At 43.7% G+C, this 15,246-nt stretch carries 3 protein-coding genes; all 3 read right to left on the minus strand.

Annotation, left to right across the window (positions count from 1 at the left end; genetic code table 11):
• Window position 1: 1 nt before the first annotated feature.
• The 3 genes from RIC88_RS14130 to RIC88_RS14140 are packed head-to-tail and all read right to left on the minus strand — an operon-like array spanning window position 2 to window position 15,123.
• Complete coding sequence (locus RIC88_RS14130; protein ID WP_350218202.1) at window positions 2–4,492, minus strand: type I polyketide synthase; 4,491 nt, start codon at window positions 4,490–4,492, stop codon at window positions 2–4.
• A gap of 58 nt (window positions 4,493–4,550) precedes the next feature.
• A complete protein-coding gene (locus RIC88_RS14135) occupies window positions 4,551–7,940 on the minus strand; it encodes a non-ribosomal peptide synthetase (protein ID WP_350218203.1) in 3,390 nt (1,129 codons plus the stop codon).
• 37 nt (window positions 7,941–7,977) lie between these two features.
• The gene (locus RIC88_RS14140; RefSeq protein ID WP_350218204.1) at window positions 7,978–15,123 is read right to left on the minus strand and encodes a non-ribosomal peptide synthetase; all 7,146 of its coding nucleotides are present in this window, start codon (window positions 15,121–15,123) and stop codon (window positions 7,978–7,980) included.
• Window positions 15,124–15,246 lie beyond the last annotated feature (123 nt).

The raw sequence follows: 15,246 nt of genomic DNA on the forward strand, positions 1-15,246 counted from the left end.
TTTAGATTCTTATGGTGATTGCTCCCTTTTTCCCGGACTGCATTTTTTTAACGTGTATTGCTGCATCAATTTCGCGTGCCAAGTCCCTTACATTGGGCATAGAAAAGAAATCGGTGACTTCCACGTTGACATTAAACTGTTTCTGCATTCTCTTGATCAACGCCATGGCCCGCAACGAATCGCCGCCGAGTTCGAAAAAGTCCGTGTCCACAGAAATGTCGTTTCTTCCAAAAAAGCGACGCCAGACCAACAACAGCTGCTTTTCAGTTGAGGCGAGTGCTTGCTCCTCTTTCCCTAGGGCAGCAGTCTCGTCTGTCTTACTGATTCCTTCATCTTGAATGTTATTGATTTGATTGACCCAATGCTCTAGACGTTGCTGCAGATCGGTGGTCGAGATAAATATCTGGTCCTCCTCCTTCCACAATAGCACTAGATCGATCAGTTTCAATAACTGGTCAAAGTGAATTGCTTTGCTAGATGGATCAGCGCTGAAGCCATCGAAGTTTACGCTTATCCAATTTTTGAGAAGACCATGTCCTTTAAGTGCGCGGAGGTAGTAGTCCATGACGCAATTGGCAGTCGCATATGCGGTGTAGCCCATACCTCCTAGCGAAACTGACAATGAGGAGTTGACAATGCAGAAGTCCAGTGGTTTGTCCCCAAACACGTTGGTCAAATTGATCAATCCCATAACTTTGGGGGAGAAGTGACTTTCAAAGTCCAGTTCACTTACTTGCATTATGCTGCTGTGAGATTCTTCTTTAGAGACACCAGCTGCATGAAAAACACCATTTATGTTTCCAAAGTGGGTTTCTGCTTGTCTTACAACATCTGAAAGCTGAATTCGTGAGGCAACATTGCAGGTAAAATAACGTACTTGACCACCTTGTTGCGATATTTCTCGAAGGCGTTGTATTTTGGCGCAAACTCGCTGATCGGAACCCTCATCCTCCAAGTAACTTTCCCACTGATCGCTATCAGGTAAAGAGGTTCTTCCAGTCAGGATCAACTTTGCATCGTAATGTTGGGCTAGCTGTTTGGAGAGGTTGAAGCCAAAGTCGCCTAGACCTCCGATCAAAAGGTATGTGCCTTGGTGTTTGAATTGTCCGGAGGAGTTATGCGTAGACTTGAGCTTCATAAAGGACTTGGAAAACCTATTTTTCTGTCGGTAGCTGATGTCGGTTCCGTCTTCTGTTCTTAGCTCTTTTACAATTCCCTGCAAGATTTGAGGTTGATCCCAATCTGATGAAGCGATGTCAACATGTTTTGTCTTGAATCCTGGGAATTCCTGAGGAATCACTTTAAGCAAAGCAAGTGCAAGTGATTTGTGAATGCTGTGTTCAGGCACTGGATTGAGTACTTCATGAATTTCATTGGTGATAACCGTCAAGCGATTCAATGTAATTTCTAGGTTTCGTGCACATCTGATGGCATGGATTATACTATGGAGGAAGTGGGTACTTGCTTCGACAAACTTATCTTCAAACGGTGCGGTATCCTCCTTATTTACCCCTAGGCAGTGGACTAGATGTTCTGGGTGAATGGATTGTTCTGAAAGCACTGAAAATAGCTCATTATGATCAGGAGCCTTCTCGATGTTTATTTGATAATGGTATGTGTCAATTTTTGCAAAAGAAGTGTCTGGATAGACGTACACGACCTGATGACCAAGCGTTTGTAGTCGTTCTCCAAGAAGCTCTGAAAACCCCTGTTGATCTGAGAAAAACAAAAAAGTTTGTGGGGGGTGGTACGGAGTTTCCAGCACCATAGGCAGTTTCGACAGTTGCCAGGTAGCGGAATAGAGCCACTGCTCCATTGGCCTGCGCTGATAGTTCGAATTTGTTTTCAACCTAGTAAGGTGCTGATTAATATCTACATTCACAGGGAAAGCCAATTTTTCGAAAGAGTAACTTGGTATGTTAACCTTACGAAGATTTTGTGATTGGTAAAACTGCTTCCATTCAATGGGGATACCCTCTTTCCAAAGACTCTGAAGTCCTTCTAACAATACCTTTAATTCATTCTCATCTTTGCTACCGGATAATCGGATCACTCTATGTTCTGGTCCCCTGTTATCATGCGAAAGTACAAATGCCCCCAGCGCCTTACCAGGACCCACTTCAAGGAATGTAGTGTGATTAGTCTGCAACAGATGTGACAGGCCTTTGGAAAATTGTACTGTATCCCGAATCTGTTTTGACCAATAGGTGGCACTGGAAAGCTCTCTTTGAGTTATTACCATACCGGTAAGATTTGAAATGAATGGGACTTCCATTTTCCTAATTTCAATTTCCGAAAAAGCCTGTGCAAATGGCTCTATGGCCCCTTCCATGAGATGTGAATGGAATGCATGGGAAGTCTTTAGTACGGTGTTGGTCACCTGATCTTTTTCCAGCCTTTTTCGGACCTGGTCAATTGATTCGGAGTTTCCCGAGAGCACCGCGGCTCCTGAGGAATTGATGGCAGCTATGCTTATGTCCTCATAGCCTTTGAGGTAATCATTCAATTGCTCTTCTGGTAGAATTACACTAAGCATATCACCTGTTGGCATATCCTGCATCAACTCGCCTCGCTTTATCACCAGCTTTAATGCGTCTTCAAGAGCAATGGCACCGCTCACACAAGCAGCGGTTAATTCACCAAGGCTATGACCTATCATGACATCAGGTTGAATTCCTAGGATGCCGAGCCAACGAGCGAGGGCCACCTCTACGATGAAAATAAGAGGTTGAGCATAGCGTGTTTGATCGATCGACTTGTGATTTTCCAAATGGATTCCTTTGAGCCCCTCTAGCCCATGTCTGGCGGCAATATCATAACATTCTTCCACCAGTTCTCTGAACTTGTGCTCTGTATCGTAGAGCTTTTTAAACATGGTCTTGGATTGTGATCCCTGACCAGGGAACATGAAAACTAAAAGTGGTTTTTCCCGGACCGGGACAACACCTTTTCTTACTTGTTCAGCCATATAAGCCATGCTGGCATGAGCATCTTGCTTGCTGCTTGAAATGACAGAAGTACGATAAGGAAAATTAGATCTGCCTACGTTCAACGTGTAGGCGATATTTTGTAGCGAGGGTGCATGATAATTTTGAAGAAATTGCTGGAAGTTCAGTAGCTGATCAGACAGGCTTCTTGGAGTTTTTGCAGAAAAATTCAACAGGTGCAAACCAATAGAGGAAGCAGTGGTTTCTTCAAGGGGGGGAGATTCTTCTAGGATAGCATGTACATTGGTGCCTCCTATACCGAATGAACTCACCCCTGCTCGACGGGGCCCTTCTGATGTCCATGTCTTCAGGTCTTTGTTTACATAAAACGGGCCTGCTTCAAAGTCAATTTCCGGATTGGCCTCCTGAAAATTCAAGCTTGGCGCAAGCTTTCGATGCTTAAGTTGCAACACCGTTTTTATCAATCCTGTGATCCCTGCAGCTACATCTAGGTGTCCGACGTTGGATTTGACAGAACCAATGGCACAACTATGCCCTTCTTTTTTCCCATATGCCAGATTCAAGGCCGCCAGCTCTACTGGATCACCTAACTTGGTTCCGGTCCCATGTGCTTCTATATATGAGATAGTCTCTGCAGCCACCTTGCTCCATTTGAGAGCTCTTAGGATAGCATCGGCCTGCCCTTTGACGCTAGGTGCTGAGTATCCGACCTTTTCTTTGCCATCGTTATTGATCCCGGTGCCTTTAATGAGTGCGTGTATGGGGTCTCCATCCTTCAGCGCATCTGAAAGCTTTTTGAGTACCACTACTCCTACGCCCTCTCCACCAACGGTTCCTGAGGCGTCTTTGTCGAAAGCACGGCAATGTCCATCTTTTGAGAAGATCATCCCCTCACGATATAGATAACCGCGTTTTGAATTGTTTCTTAAGTTGATTCCTCCGGCTATTGCCACTTTGCAGTCTGATAGCAATAATGACCTACATGCCAAGTGGACGTTGACCATGGAGGTGGAGCAAGCCGTAGTTGAAAATATAGAGGGTCCTTTGAAGTCGAGCGCATGGGAAACTATTGAACTCAAAAAATTGGTGTCAGCTAGCTGCTCTGCCACAAATTGATCAATCTCACCGGCATCTTTCGAAAAGTAAGTACTAGCCAGCCAATCACTGCTATTTGCTGCTCCTAAAAAAACACCTACGGGATTGACTTGACCGGGAACCATTCCTGCATTTTCAAAAGCCATCCACACTTGCTCCAGCATGATGCGTGTCTGTGGATTCATGAGCCTGGCTTCGGCAGGAGTGAAGTTGAAGAAGGATGCATCGAAATGTTCTTTGTCCTCTAAGTAGGCCTTGGCTTTGACATAGTTGGTCTGTGTAAACACTTCTGATTGTTCTCCAGCTTCTGTAAGCTCCTTATCTGAAAAGAAACGAATACTGGATTTGCCTGCTTCTAGATTATACCAGAAATCGCCAACGGTGGCCGCACCAGGAAATTTCCCAGACATTCCGACTATTGCTATTTCCAATCCGTTATATTCTGACATTAAGATTTGTTTTTTGAGTTCACTAGTGAGGGCCTTTTGGGGTTCATGCTAACAGGGATCAAACGTCATCCCGATTGAGCAGTTTTAACATTTCGTCTGCTTCTTTGACTTGATCATCAATTTCTCCTGAGGGGTGCTCCCCGGTAGTCTGCACATTTTGAATGTAATGAGATAACGACTCGATAGTAGTAAACTCAAAAAAAGCAGATACAGGTATGTCTGCTTTTAGTACGTCCATGATCTGCTGATGCATTTTGACAAGTTTCATGGAATTTCCTCCTATTTGGAAGAAATTATGATTCACACCAATTACCTCTGGTGGTACTTCCAGCAGGTCACTCCAAATGGATAGAAGTTGTCTTTCCAGAGGATTTTTGGGAGGGACCCGATCGTCTATGGGTTTGAGATCCATAGCTAACAACTTGGCTGTGTCCAGTTTGCTATTTTGAGTCATTGGAAATTCCTTGACAAGCCTAAAATGTGCTGGAATCATGTATTGAGGGATACGGTTTCCCAGAAACCTCCGAAGTTCGGCTGATGAAATGGCCTTTTTAGAGCGATAAAATGCTACTAGTGTAATTTCTCCAGCGACTTTTCGAGCCAGGACTACCGACTCTATTATTTGATCGTACGCATTCAGGTGATGCTTTAGTTCTTGTAATTCTACACGTTGGCCTCCTACTTTTACCTGATCGTCTTTGCGGCCTACAAATTCCAACCTACCATCCGATCTCCACCTGCCCAAGTCTCCTGTCAAATAAAGTCGCGTGCCTGGAATATAAGGGTTAGGAACAAACTTTTCTTGCGTTAATTCATCTTGATTGAGGTATCCTTTTGCCAGGCTCAGCCCGGAAAGCCCTATTTCGCCAACCACGCCTAAAGGTTGCAGCATAAGTTCTTCGTTCACAATAAATACATTGGTGTTGTCAATGGGCGTCCCGATCCCGAAGTATCCGTCTTCGGTAATTCGTTGACTCATCGTGGAAACAATGGCATTCTCCGTAGGACCATAAGCGTTAAAGAATTCAACGTTGGGGAGGATGTCCTTACATCTTGAGATCATTTTGCCATCCAGCTTGTCTCCACAAAAGACAGATCTTTTCAACTGGACTTTATCCGGTTCTTTCAAGCTATCGATGATCGAAGAGAATTGGACAGGGATCGTATAGAGGTTTGTAATGTAATTTGATTCAATCAACTGGGCTATTTTTTCTGGATCTTTACGGGTATCCTGATCAGCAATTAGCAGTGCACCTCCTGAGATCAAGGGGAGAAATGCAACAAGGATGAATCCATCAAAGCTGTAATTCATTAATTGCAGCATGACATCACCAGAATCCATCTTGGTTTCATTCTTTTGCCAAAGCATTGAATTATAAATTGATCGGTGTGGAATCATGACACCTTTGGCCTGGCCGGTAGTCCCTGAAGTGTAAATAATATAGGCCAACTCTTCCGCATCTATTTTGACCTCTGGATTGGTGTCTGGGAAGTTTGAAAGCTCCATGATCGCTTCCATTAAAAAAACATCATCTACAACTAGTACAACATCGCTGTCCTGTTGTAAAAATTGTTTTCGAGCATCGGGAGCTTCAGGGTCAATGGGAACAAAAGCAGCTCCCGCCTTCAATATCGCCATCATCGTGACCAGCACCCAGTCACTTAGTTCACATGAAATGGCGACTCGATCTCCAGGTAAAACACCTTTTTTGTTAAGTAGAAAATGAGCGAATTGATTGGTCCTTTGTCGCAACTGTCTGTAAGTTGTATGCTTAGAAAGAAAAGAGATTGCCAATTCATCTGGCATCTGATCGGCTTGCTCTTCGAATAAACTGATGAGGTTTGAATCCGGATCAAGTGCCTGTGATATTGGATTGAAGTCGCTGATCAGTATTGCTTTCTCAGCTGCGCTAAGCAGGTCAATCTGGGCTACTGGAGATGTATGATTTTTCAAAAGGTGATGGGCAAGATGTGCAAAATGATGAGTAAATGACTGAATGAGTTCTAAATTCAGTATGTGCTTATCAAACTTGACTTCCAAAACGAGTCGGTCACCCACTTTTTCAAACGTAATATCGAGATCGTATCTGGACACGCAATCTCCACGGTTCACCACCTGTCCAGCCTTAAGGTCATCACTGAATTGGCTAACCGATGACTGTCTCAGGGTCATGGTCAGGTCAAACAGTGGATTTCGGCTGGTATCTCTGTTCAGCGCTAGTTCGTTGACCAGCGCATCGAAAGGCATGTCCTGATGCTCGAATGCTTCTATGATGGATGCCTTCTCGTATGCGAGCAACTGTTCAAAGCTTGCCCGGGTATCGATGTTGCTGCGAATGACCAGCGTATTAACATAAAATCCAATTTGGTTTTCAAGATCAACGTGGTTCCTGCCAGCCAAAGGGGTCCCAACAAGAATATCTTGTTGCCCAGTATACCGGTTGGTCAAAATTTTCAAAACAGCCATGAGTCCGATGAACAAGCTTGCTCCGCGATCCTGGCAGTAGCGTTCCAGATCATTATGAACTTTTTTATCTATGAGTGTGATCAGATGATTTCCCGCACTCTGCTTCATTTTAGGGCGTGCTTGACCACTGCCAAAATCCAGTAATGAAATCTTGCCAGATAATTTATTTAGCCAGTATTTACGACTCTTTTTAATTGAATCTTCTTGCAGAAGGCCTTGCTGCCACGCTGCATAATCCTTGTACTGTATCCTCAGATCAGGTAGTGAAGCTGCTCTATTTGACATTAGAGCCTCATAATATTCGAAGAGGTCTCGTTTGAGCACATCCATTGACCACCCATCGCTTATGATGTGATACATATTGACATAGATGATCAGGTGATCTGTGGCAACTTGGAACAGTGCGATTCTGAAGAGGGGGCCCTTGACGAGATCGAATGGTTTAGCTATGTCCTGCGAAAGGTATGCATGCATTTGATCTAGTGGAGTTGGAGATTTGGAGAAATCCTTTTCAGTGATCTCGTACTGAAAATCTTTTGGCGCTGTGATCCATTGTTTGATTTCACCCTCCTCGTCTTTTTTGAACGTTGTGCGCAATATTTCATGTCTGGCTATGACGAGATCCAGAGAACGTTTCAAAACGGCTGTATCATGGCCACCCTTTAATTCAAATTGAGCAGGCACATTGTATGCTACACCGGCATCCGGATGCCTGCTTCGTATCCAAAGTCTCATTTGAGAATTTGACATTACATAGGATTCTTGCTCTGGTAACTTAGGTATTTGATCGCAGCTCGTCCTTGAATTGAGATTGGATAAATAAACGATCAGGTTCGTTTTGTGCGCTTTTACCTGTTGCAGAAGTGCCTCAGGAACTTTGGTTCCTTTATCAAAAACCAAGCTCAATTTATCACCTTTTTCAAGGTTTAGTCGGATGCCAGCCTCCTGAAGCTGTTGCAAAAGATGTTCTGTTTGATCCATAGTCAATTCTTGATTTTACACGATAGTTTAAGCTTAGTCATATTTCAATCACCTCAATGTCTGTGCCCTCTGTCCCAGTTTTGGAGAACCAGATCAGTTTGTCGATTTCCACGGCCATGGCCCTGATGTTGGGGAATTCAAAGAGGAACTTGATCTCTAGGTTCAGATCATACTCCTTTTGAATGGCATTTATCACCCGAAAAGCCAAGAGGCTGTGACCGCCGAGGCTAAAGAAGCTGGAGGTGACACTGATCTGATTTAGATTGAGAATATTGTTCCAGATCGTCACTAGCCGATGCTCCGTCTCAGACTCCGGAGGGACATAGGTCTCCATTGTCTTTTGGGAGAAACCATGTATGTCTTGCATCGCTTTTCGGTCTACCTTGCCACTTGATGTGAGAGGCAAACGATCCACCAAGACCACGTCCGTTGGAATCATATAGGAGGGGAGTGTTTTTTTCAACTGTTCCTGATACTCATGGATGAGTACCGCGGGCGATTCCCACCCAGAAAGAACCCCTGTCTTTAGCGAAGTCTCGGTATGACCAGATCGGCTAGATTTTCGGCCATAGATATTATATATTTTGTCATCTTGGGACAGCTGACTCTCTTGATCCAGTACAACTTCAAAGCCATGCGAAGTTAAAAGTTCACGAAGCCACTCGACTCTTCCATCGATGTCATGAACTTCAATTATTACTTGCTCAACTTTTGACCAATCTTTATTGTTCAAGCCTGATATCACGAGATGTTCAGAGTTTTCGACATCTATTTTCAACAGGTCGATCTTGTCAATCTTCTCTTCGCTAATAATGTTCGATAATGTGGTTGATTTGCACACCACCTTTCTTTTCTGGAGCTTCTCATTAAGAATCGCATCCAAATCAGCTTCAGTCAGGATGGTGCCATCGGTTTTTTTGATATAGGATTTTACCGTTGTTCTGACATCATCTTCCTGATTCCCGTGGTGGGAGAGGATGGACATTCCAGGATAGTAACTGAACTCTATTTCCTGCGCTTGATCTGAGACGGCCAGAGGGTAGGCCTTTCCAGCGATGTCATACAAGTCCCAGTTGGCCTGTAGAGAATTGTAAACCTCAGGAATTGGCTCAAAAGCGTAAATTTTTACGTCGGAAAGCAATTGGCGTATGAATACTGAGAAAGAACCGACATTGGCGCCTACATCAAAGACACAACTTCCTTCGCCAAGCTCAATGCCATGTTGCATATAGGTATTATTTTGAAATATCTCCTTATCTAGAAAACTAACTTCGTTTTGGTTTTTTGCGAACAGAGGGGAGCCATTCAAAAGGGTTTTTAAGTCGTTGGAATGCTGTCGCCCAATGCTAATTTGGCGCAGACATCTGTGCAACATGGGATATTTTTTTGCATCTGGTTGAACAAATGCTTTCAGCCAGGAGTCTGACTCGTTGGCATCCACTACGACTTCAGCGTGACTGATCCCATTTTGGATGGTTAATGCGTGTTGAATTTCCCCAAGTTCTATTCTGAATCCCCTGATTTTGACCTGGTCATCCGTTCTTGAAATGAATTCCAGATTGCCATCGGGCAAGGTTCTGACCAGATCGCCGGTGCGATATATTCGCCCATTTGGAGATAGTTTGAGGTCGGAAATAAATTTCTTTTCAGACAGCTCGGGGTGATTAAGGTATCCTCTGGCTACCTGAGTACCTGCGATATATAACTCCCCAATTACTCCTGTAGGCACAATTTTCATTTCTCGGTCCAACACATACAGTTGAGTGTTTGCTACTGGTTTTCCGATGGGTACCAAGGTTTCGTCACCAGTTACCGAATAAACGGTGACATCAATGGTTGCTTCTGTTGGACCATACAAATTGAACAATGCTACGGCTGGCATTGCCTCTCTGATCTTTTTGATCTGAGCGCTCAGTAGGGACTGGCCACTACACAAAATTCTACGAAGAGAAGAAGTACTGGATTTGGCTGCTAAGGCAAAAGAAGGAAGCATTGGCGGCACGAAGTGAATGGTGGTGATTCCATACCGATCAATGGCTTCATGCAAATATTGAGGATCAGCATGTTTGCCAGGCTTTGCAAGAGCAAGACTTGCCCCAGAAACCAGTGGCCAGAAAAATTCCCACACAGAGACATCGAAAGTGAAATTTGTTTTCTGTAGAACACGATCGTCCGCCTGCAACCTGAAGTAATCCTGCGCCCACAAAATTCGATTGACCAAGCTGTCGTGATCTACCATTACGCCTTTAGGTTTACCAGTGGTTCCTGATGTATAGATGATATAGGCCACATCCTGATGGGTAACAGGGATTGTCGTATTATCTGTACCTCCTGCCATCATAGGTTCGTCGAGATTGAGTATTGAGCACCTTGTGATTTCGCTGAATCTGCTTTGGTAGATGCTTGATGTGAGCAAAACATTTGCCCCACAATCTTCTAGGATAAAAGCAATACGCTCATTCGGCAATTCTGGGTCGACTGGCACATATGCGTTGCCAGTTTTCCATATAGCTAGCAGGCCAGCGATCATTTCAAGGGATCGGTCTAAACTAACAGCAATAGGGACACCACGCTGTGATGATTTGGCTAATATGGTAGTGGCAATCTGACTGGATCTTATGTCCAATGCTTTGTATGTTAACTCATCGTTTTCGAATAAAGCGGCGACTCGATCCGGGAATTTTAGTGCATTAGCTCTGATATGATCGATTACGGTTTGTTTTGAATCATAATTGACTTGAGGTCCTTTCCAATGATCAAGCAACATTTGCTGTTCACCATGAGCAATCCATTCAATGTCTGTATACCTGCCGTTTGGCTTGCTGATCATGTACCTGAGTACTTTCTGAAAGTAACTCAGCATACTCTTCATGGTACTTTCGGAGAAAATATCTGAATTGTATTCCCACTCCACCAATATTCCCTCTTCAGCTTCCATGTTTTCTTGTGCCGCTTGTTCCATGGGGGTCACCACTACCACATTGATATCGAACTTGGCTGATAAATTGTGAGAGTCCAACACCTCCAGTTCCAGACCAGGTAGTGTAAGGTGCTTGGAAGGAGTATTCATGAAACTAAAGAAATATTGGAACAACGGCATAATGCCAAGTTGTCTTTCAGGATTCACGTGCTCAACTACTTTGCCGAAAGGGGTATCTTCATAGGCGTAAGATTCAAAACAACATTCTCGAACTTTAGACAGCATCCCTAGCAAATCGTCTTCCTCGTTGAATTGCGTTCGAAGTACGAGGGTGTTGATCACCATACCCAAGAGCTGATCCGCAGCTTTTATGCGCCGATTGGCTACTGCTGTGCCAACTGTAATATCTTCTGTGCCACTGAATCTGCTCAACGTGATCTTGAATGCTGTCAGCATTGTTATAAATAAGGTCACATTATTGTGACGACTGAATGCCCGTAGCTCTTGGGAAAAGGTCTTGTTCCAACGCTCGATGATCAATATGCCATTTCCACTGATGGCTTCAGGACGTTGCGTTTTGTACGGAAGCGGGAGTTCAGGCAAATGACCATTGAGCTTCTTTTTCCAGAAATCAAGATGACTGGCTAACCTTTCCTCGTTGAAGAAGGATTGCTGCCAATAGGCAAAATCCTTGAATTGTAACTCAGGTTTTGAAAATTGATAGTTCGGATTTTTTGATAGTTCGGTGTAAGTTTCAATGAATTCTCGCAATAGGATACCTTGAGTCCAGCCATCATGGATCATATGATGTTCGCAAAACACAATAACCGACTCATTGGGAGACTTTTTCAGCTGGGTGACCCTTAATAGTGGCCCATTGTCAAGATCAAAGTCGTGAATACCCTCTTTTGCAATAAACTCATCAATCTGTCGTCCCTGTTCATCAGCACTTAGATGTTCGAGTGAAATTGTAGGAATATCCATTTCGAATGGCTCGTGAACTTTTTGATAAGGAATGCCATCAATCATGGGAAACGAGGTCCTGAGTGTTTCGTGCTTAAGGATAAGCATGGAGAAGGTCTTGATTAGAAGCTCCAAATCAATGGAGCCTTTCATTTCTATCGCTCGTGGCACATTGTAGGATTTGTTAGACTGGTTCAGGTGATGCAAGAACCAGAGGCGCTCCTGGGAGAACGAAAGCGGATAGTAGTCTTGTTGAGGAGCTTGTTTCAGTACCAATCTTGGGCTACTACTTCCTAACGATAGCAGCTCCGCTTGCTTAGCTATGGTTGGTTGTTCATAAAAATCTCGCAGAGTGATTTCTATCGCGCAAATTTCCCGGATATGACTCACGTATTGATTGGCCAAAAGGGAATGTCCTCCCAATTCGAAAAAGTTGGTGTGGATATCTACTTCATCCAGCCCAAGTAGTTTTTGCCAGATGTTGGCTACTGTTAGCTGTTCTGAAGTAGTAGGTAAAGTTTGAGCTGCGGGCGATTTTTTTATGGAGGCGGCTGGTAAAGCGTCCTCGTCTATTTTGCCACTTGCAAGCGTTGGGAACTCATTTAGCACCACAATGTGTTGTGGAATCATGATGGAAGGCAATTTCTTAGCGAGAGGGATCAGGTAATGTTCCTGCTCCTTCGCGTCAGCGATTAGGTAAGCTACCAGCACTACGCGCTGGGCTACTTCCTTCATGGCCAAATGACAATTTGAAATCGACTTGTCAATTGATTTCAATGCTTCCTCTACTTCTCTGGCTTCTATACGGTGGCCGAGAAAATTCAGTTGTCGATCTCTTCGACCTAGGAACACTAACTCACCCCTTTCGTTCCACTTTCCGAGATCTCCGGTTCTATAAACACGCTCCTCGTTGATTGTGGTAAATGACCGACTTGTTTGCTCCGGTCTGCCGTGATAGCGTATAGCCACACCTTTTCCTCCTAGCACAATTTCACCTATTGCTCCTTGGGGCAAAAGACTGTTTCCGTTCATCAAAAACACTTGACGATTCGTAATAGGGCGACCGATTGGAACTGGTTTTTCGTCGGAGGTAACATGATGGTAAAGAGCACATACAGTACTCTCTGTAGGGCCGTAGGTATTGTACACTTCATATCTCCGCCATAGCCTGGAGATGTGATCGGACTTTAAGACGTCCCCACCGCTGATCACCACTCGCAGGTTTAATCTATATTGATCGAAGTGCTCATTGAGATATTGTACTACAAATGGACTTGTGCTTAGTAGGGTGACTTTTTCACGCTCGCAAGTTGCTAATACTTCATGAAAATCCTTAGGATTTTCCTCAATTGCCAACGTGCCACCGGCGCTTAGAATGGGAAATATTTCCTCAACGGATGTGTCAAAGGAAAATGAGGATTGCTGCAAAACAACATCCTCAGCATTTAAATTGAAGTGGTCTTTGAAAGTACAGGTATAGTCGTAAAGAGACTCGTGAGAAACGACCACTCCTTTTGGATGTCCTGTAGATCCTGAAGTGTAAATAATGTAAGCAGGATCTTGTGATTTAGGACGAGTAGGTAGCTTATTGTCTTTACTCGAGTCTTCCAGCAACGACGTCAGTGTGATTTGAATACCTGGGAGAGTAGGGTAGGTCTTATCTACAATAAGATAGTCAAGGCCACAGTCCTCAATTATAAAATATTTACGTTCATCAGGATACGCTGCATCAATGGGAACATAAATACCACCAGACTTTAATATTGCAAGTAATGTTATGGCTGAATATTGAGATCTAGGCAGTAGGACACCAACCTTGACACCGGTACTCACACCATGTGCTTGCAGTTTGGTGCTCAGGGCATTGACCAACTCATTCATTTGATAATAGGAATAGTAATGCGCCTTAAATGCCAGCGCTTTTCGATGAGGATGAGCTGTGCAGACTTGTTCCCAAAGATCCAGAAATGTCTCTTCATCTCTTACTACCACTGGCCCTCTGGATATGTTCAGGATTTCCTGAATTTGATCATCGCTTGCAATTCCTACATCGTTGATTTGTGTTTGCTGAAGGTGATCAATATTTTCGAGAATATGACCTATTGAAACAGTAAGTTCCGTGGCCTCGTCCTCGGTCACATAGCCACTATTGAAGTCTATACGAATCCTTAGCCCTCCCGATTCATAACCGAAAACATGTATAGAGATGGGGTCGTCTTCTTGTCGGTTGCTAAGAGCCCTCACTTCACAGGGATAATCTCCGAACTCGCTGTCCTGATAATCAAAATTTTCAAGGGAAAACCTCAGGTCATAGAGTCTAGAGTACCTGTGAGAGAAATCAGCTAGTAGATGCCTGTGTTGATATTTCTGATGCCTGTAGCAGGAAAATAGATGTGCCTTGATGTCCCGAATGAGATCTGTGAATGACTTAGAACCAGGAACTGATATCGCGAGAGGAAGCACATTGAGAAATGGGCCGAAGATCTTCTTTTCGTCTCTACTGGTGCGTCCTAACGTTGGGACTCCGACATAAACTTGCTCAGTTGCATAGAATTTTGCAAACACGATGGACATCTGAGCCAACAGCATCTGAAATAAGCTAACATTGAATCTTTTGGCACATGCTTCCATCTCCCCCTTTGTTTTTTCAGAGATAATTAAGGTTTTACTGAAGTTTTTTTCCCGCGATGAGGTTCCGGAAAACACGAGCTCAGGGCCTTTCTTGTAGTTGTCAAGCCAGAATTCACGATCCTTTTCGAAGTCAGTAGAAGACTCGTACTGCTTTGTGCGAGCAATCTGGGAAGTGTAGGCACCCTGAGGTTCATGAAGAACTACCGGGTCTTTTCCGTGATACAGCTCACTGACTCCCTGAAAAAGGAGCTGAAAAGAGAAGCCATCCGAAATTACATGATGTAGCTTTGCATACCACACGAAAAGATCCTTTTCTATTCGGATCAAGCTTTGTTGCCAAAGTTTTCCTTCCTTGATATTAAAGGAAATCAAAAAATCTTCTTCGATTTGTTCGATGGCTTTTTCAAGCGTCTCTTCGCTTGAAAAAGCAAAGTTTTCTGAAGTATCAACAGGGTTCTCTTTGGTGTAGAAGGGCGTTCCGTTTTCTTCTTCAAATCGAAAGCTGAAAACATCATGCAGATTCACTAGTTTGTTCACAGATCGCGCAAATAGATCCACATCAATGGATCCATGAATGACTATGTATCCGCCTATATTATACTTCGCTGAGTCGGGATCTTTTAACTGATCTAACCATATAGCCTGTTGGATTGGAGATAACTGGTTCATAATTCATGTTGAAATGACAAATCATCGCTCAAATTTTAGTGACTTCAAATTTTCATATCAACTCATTTGGTTAGATTATTTAATTCTTAACTTCTTAACGTTACCCCACCTTTCAACAGGGTA

The organism is Ekhidna sp., assembly GCF_040220215.1.
Taxonomy (GTDB): Bacteria; Bacteroidota; Bacteroidia; order Cytophagales; family Cyclobacteriaceae; genus Ekhidna.

Bases quoted from the DNA above. Each gene is read 5' to 3' on its own strand.
- RIC88_RS14130 (WP_350218202.1), bottom strand. From the start codon at position 4,492: ATGTCAGAATATAACGGATTGGAAATAGCAATAGTCGGAATGTCTGGG.
- RIC88_RS14140 (WP_350218204.1), bottom strand. From the start codon at position 15,123: ATGAACCAGTTATCTCCAATCCAACAGGCTATATGGTTAGATCAGTTA.
- RIC88_RS14135 (WP_350218203.1), bottom strand. From the start codon at position 7,940: ATGGATCAAACAGAACATCTTTTGCAACAGCTTCAGGAGGCTGGCATC.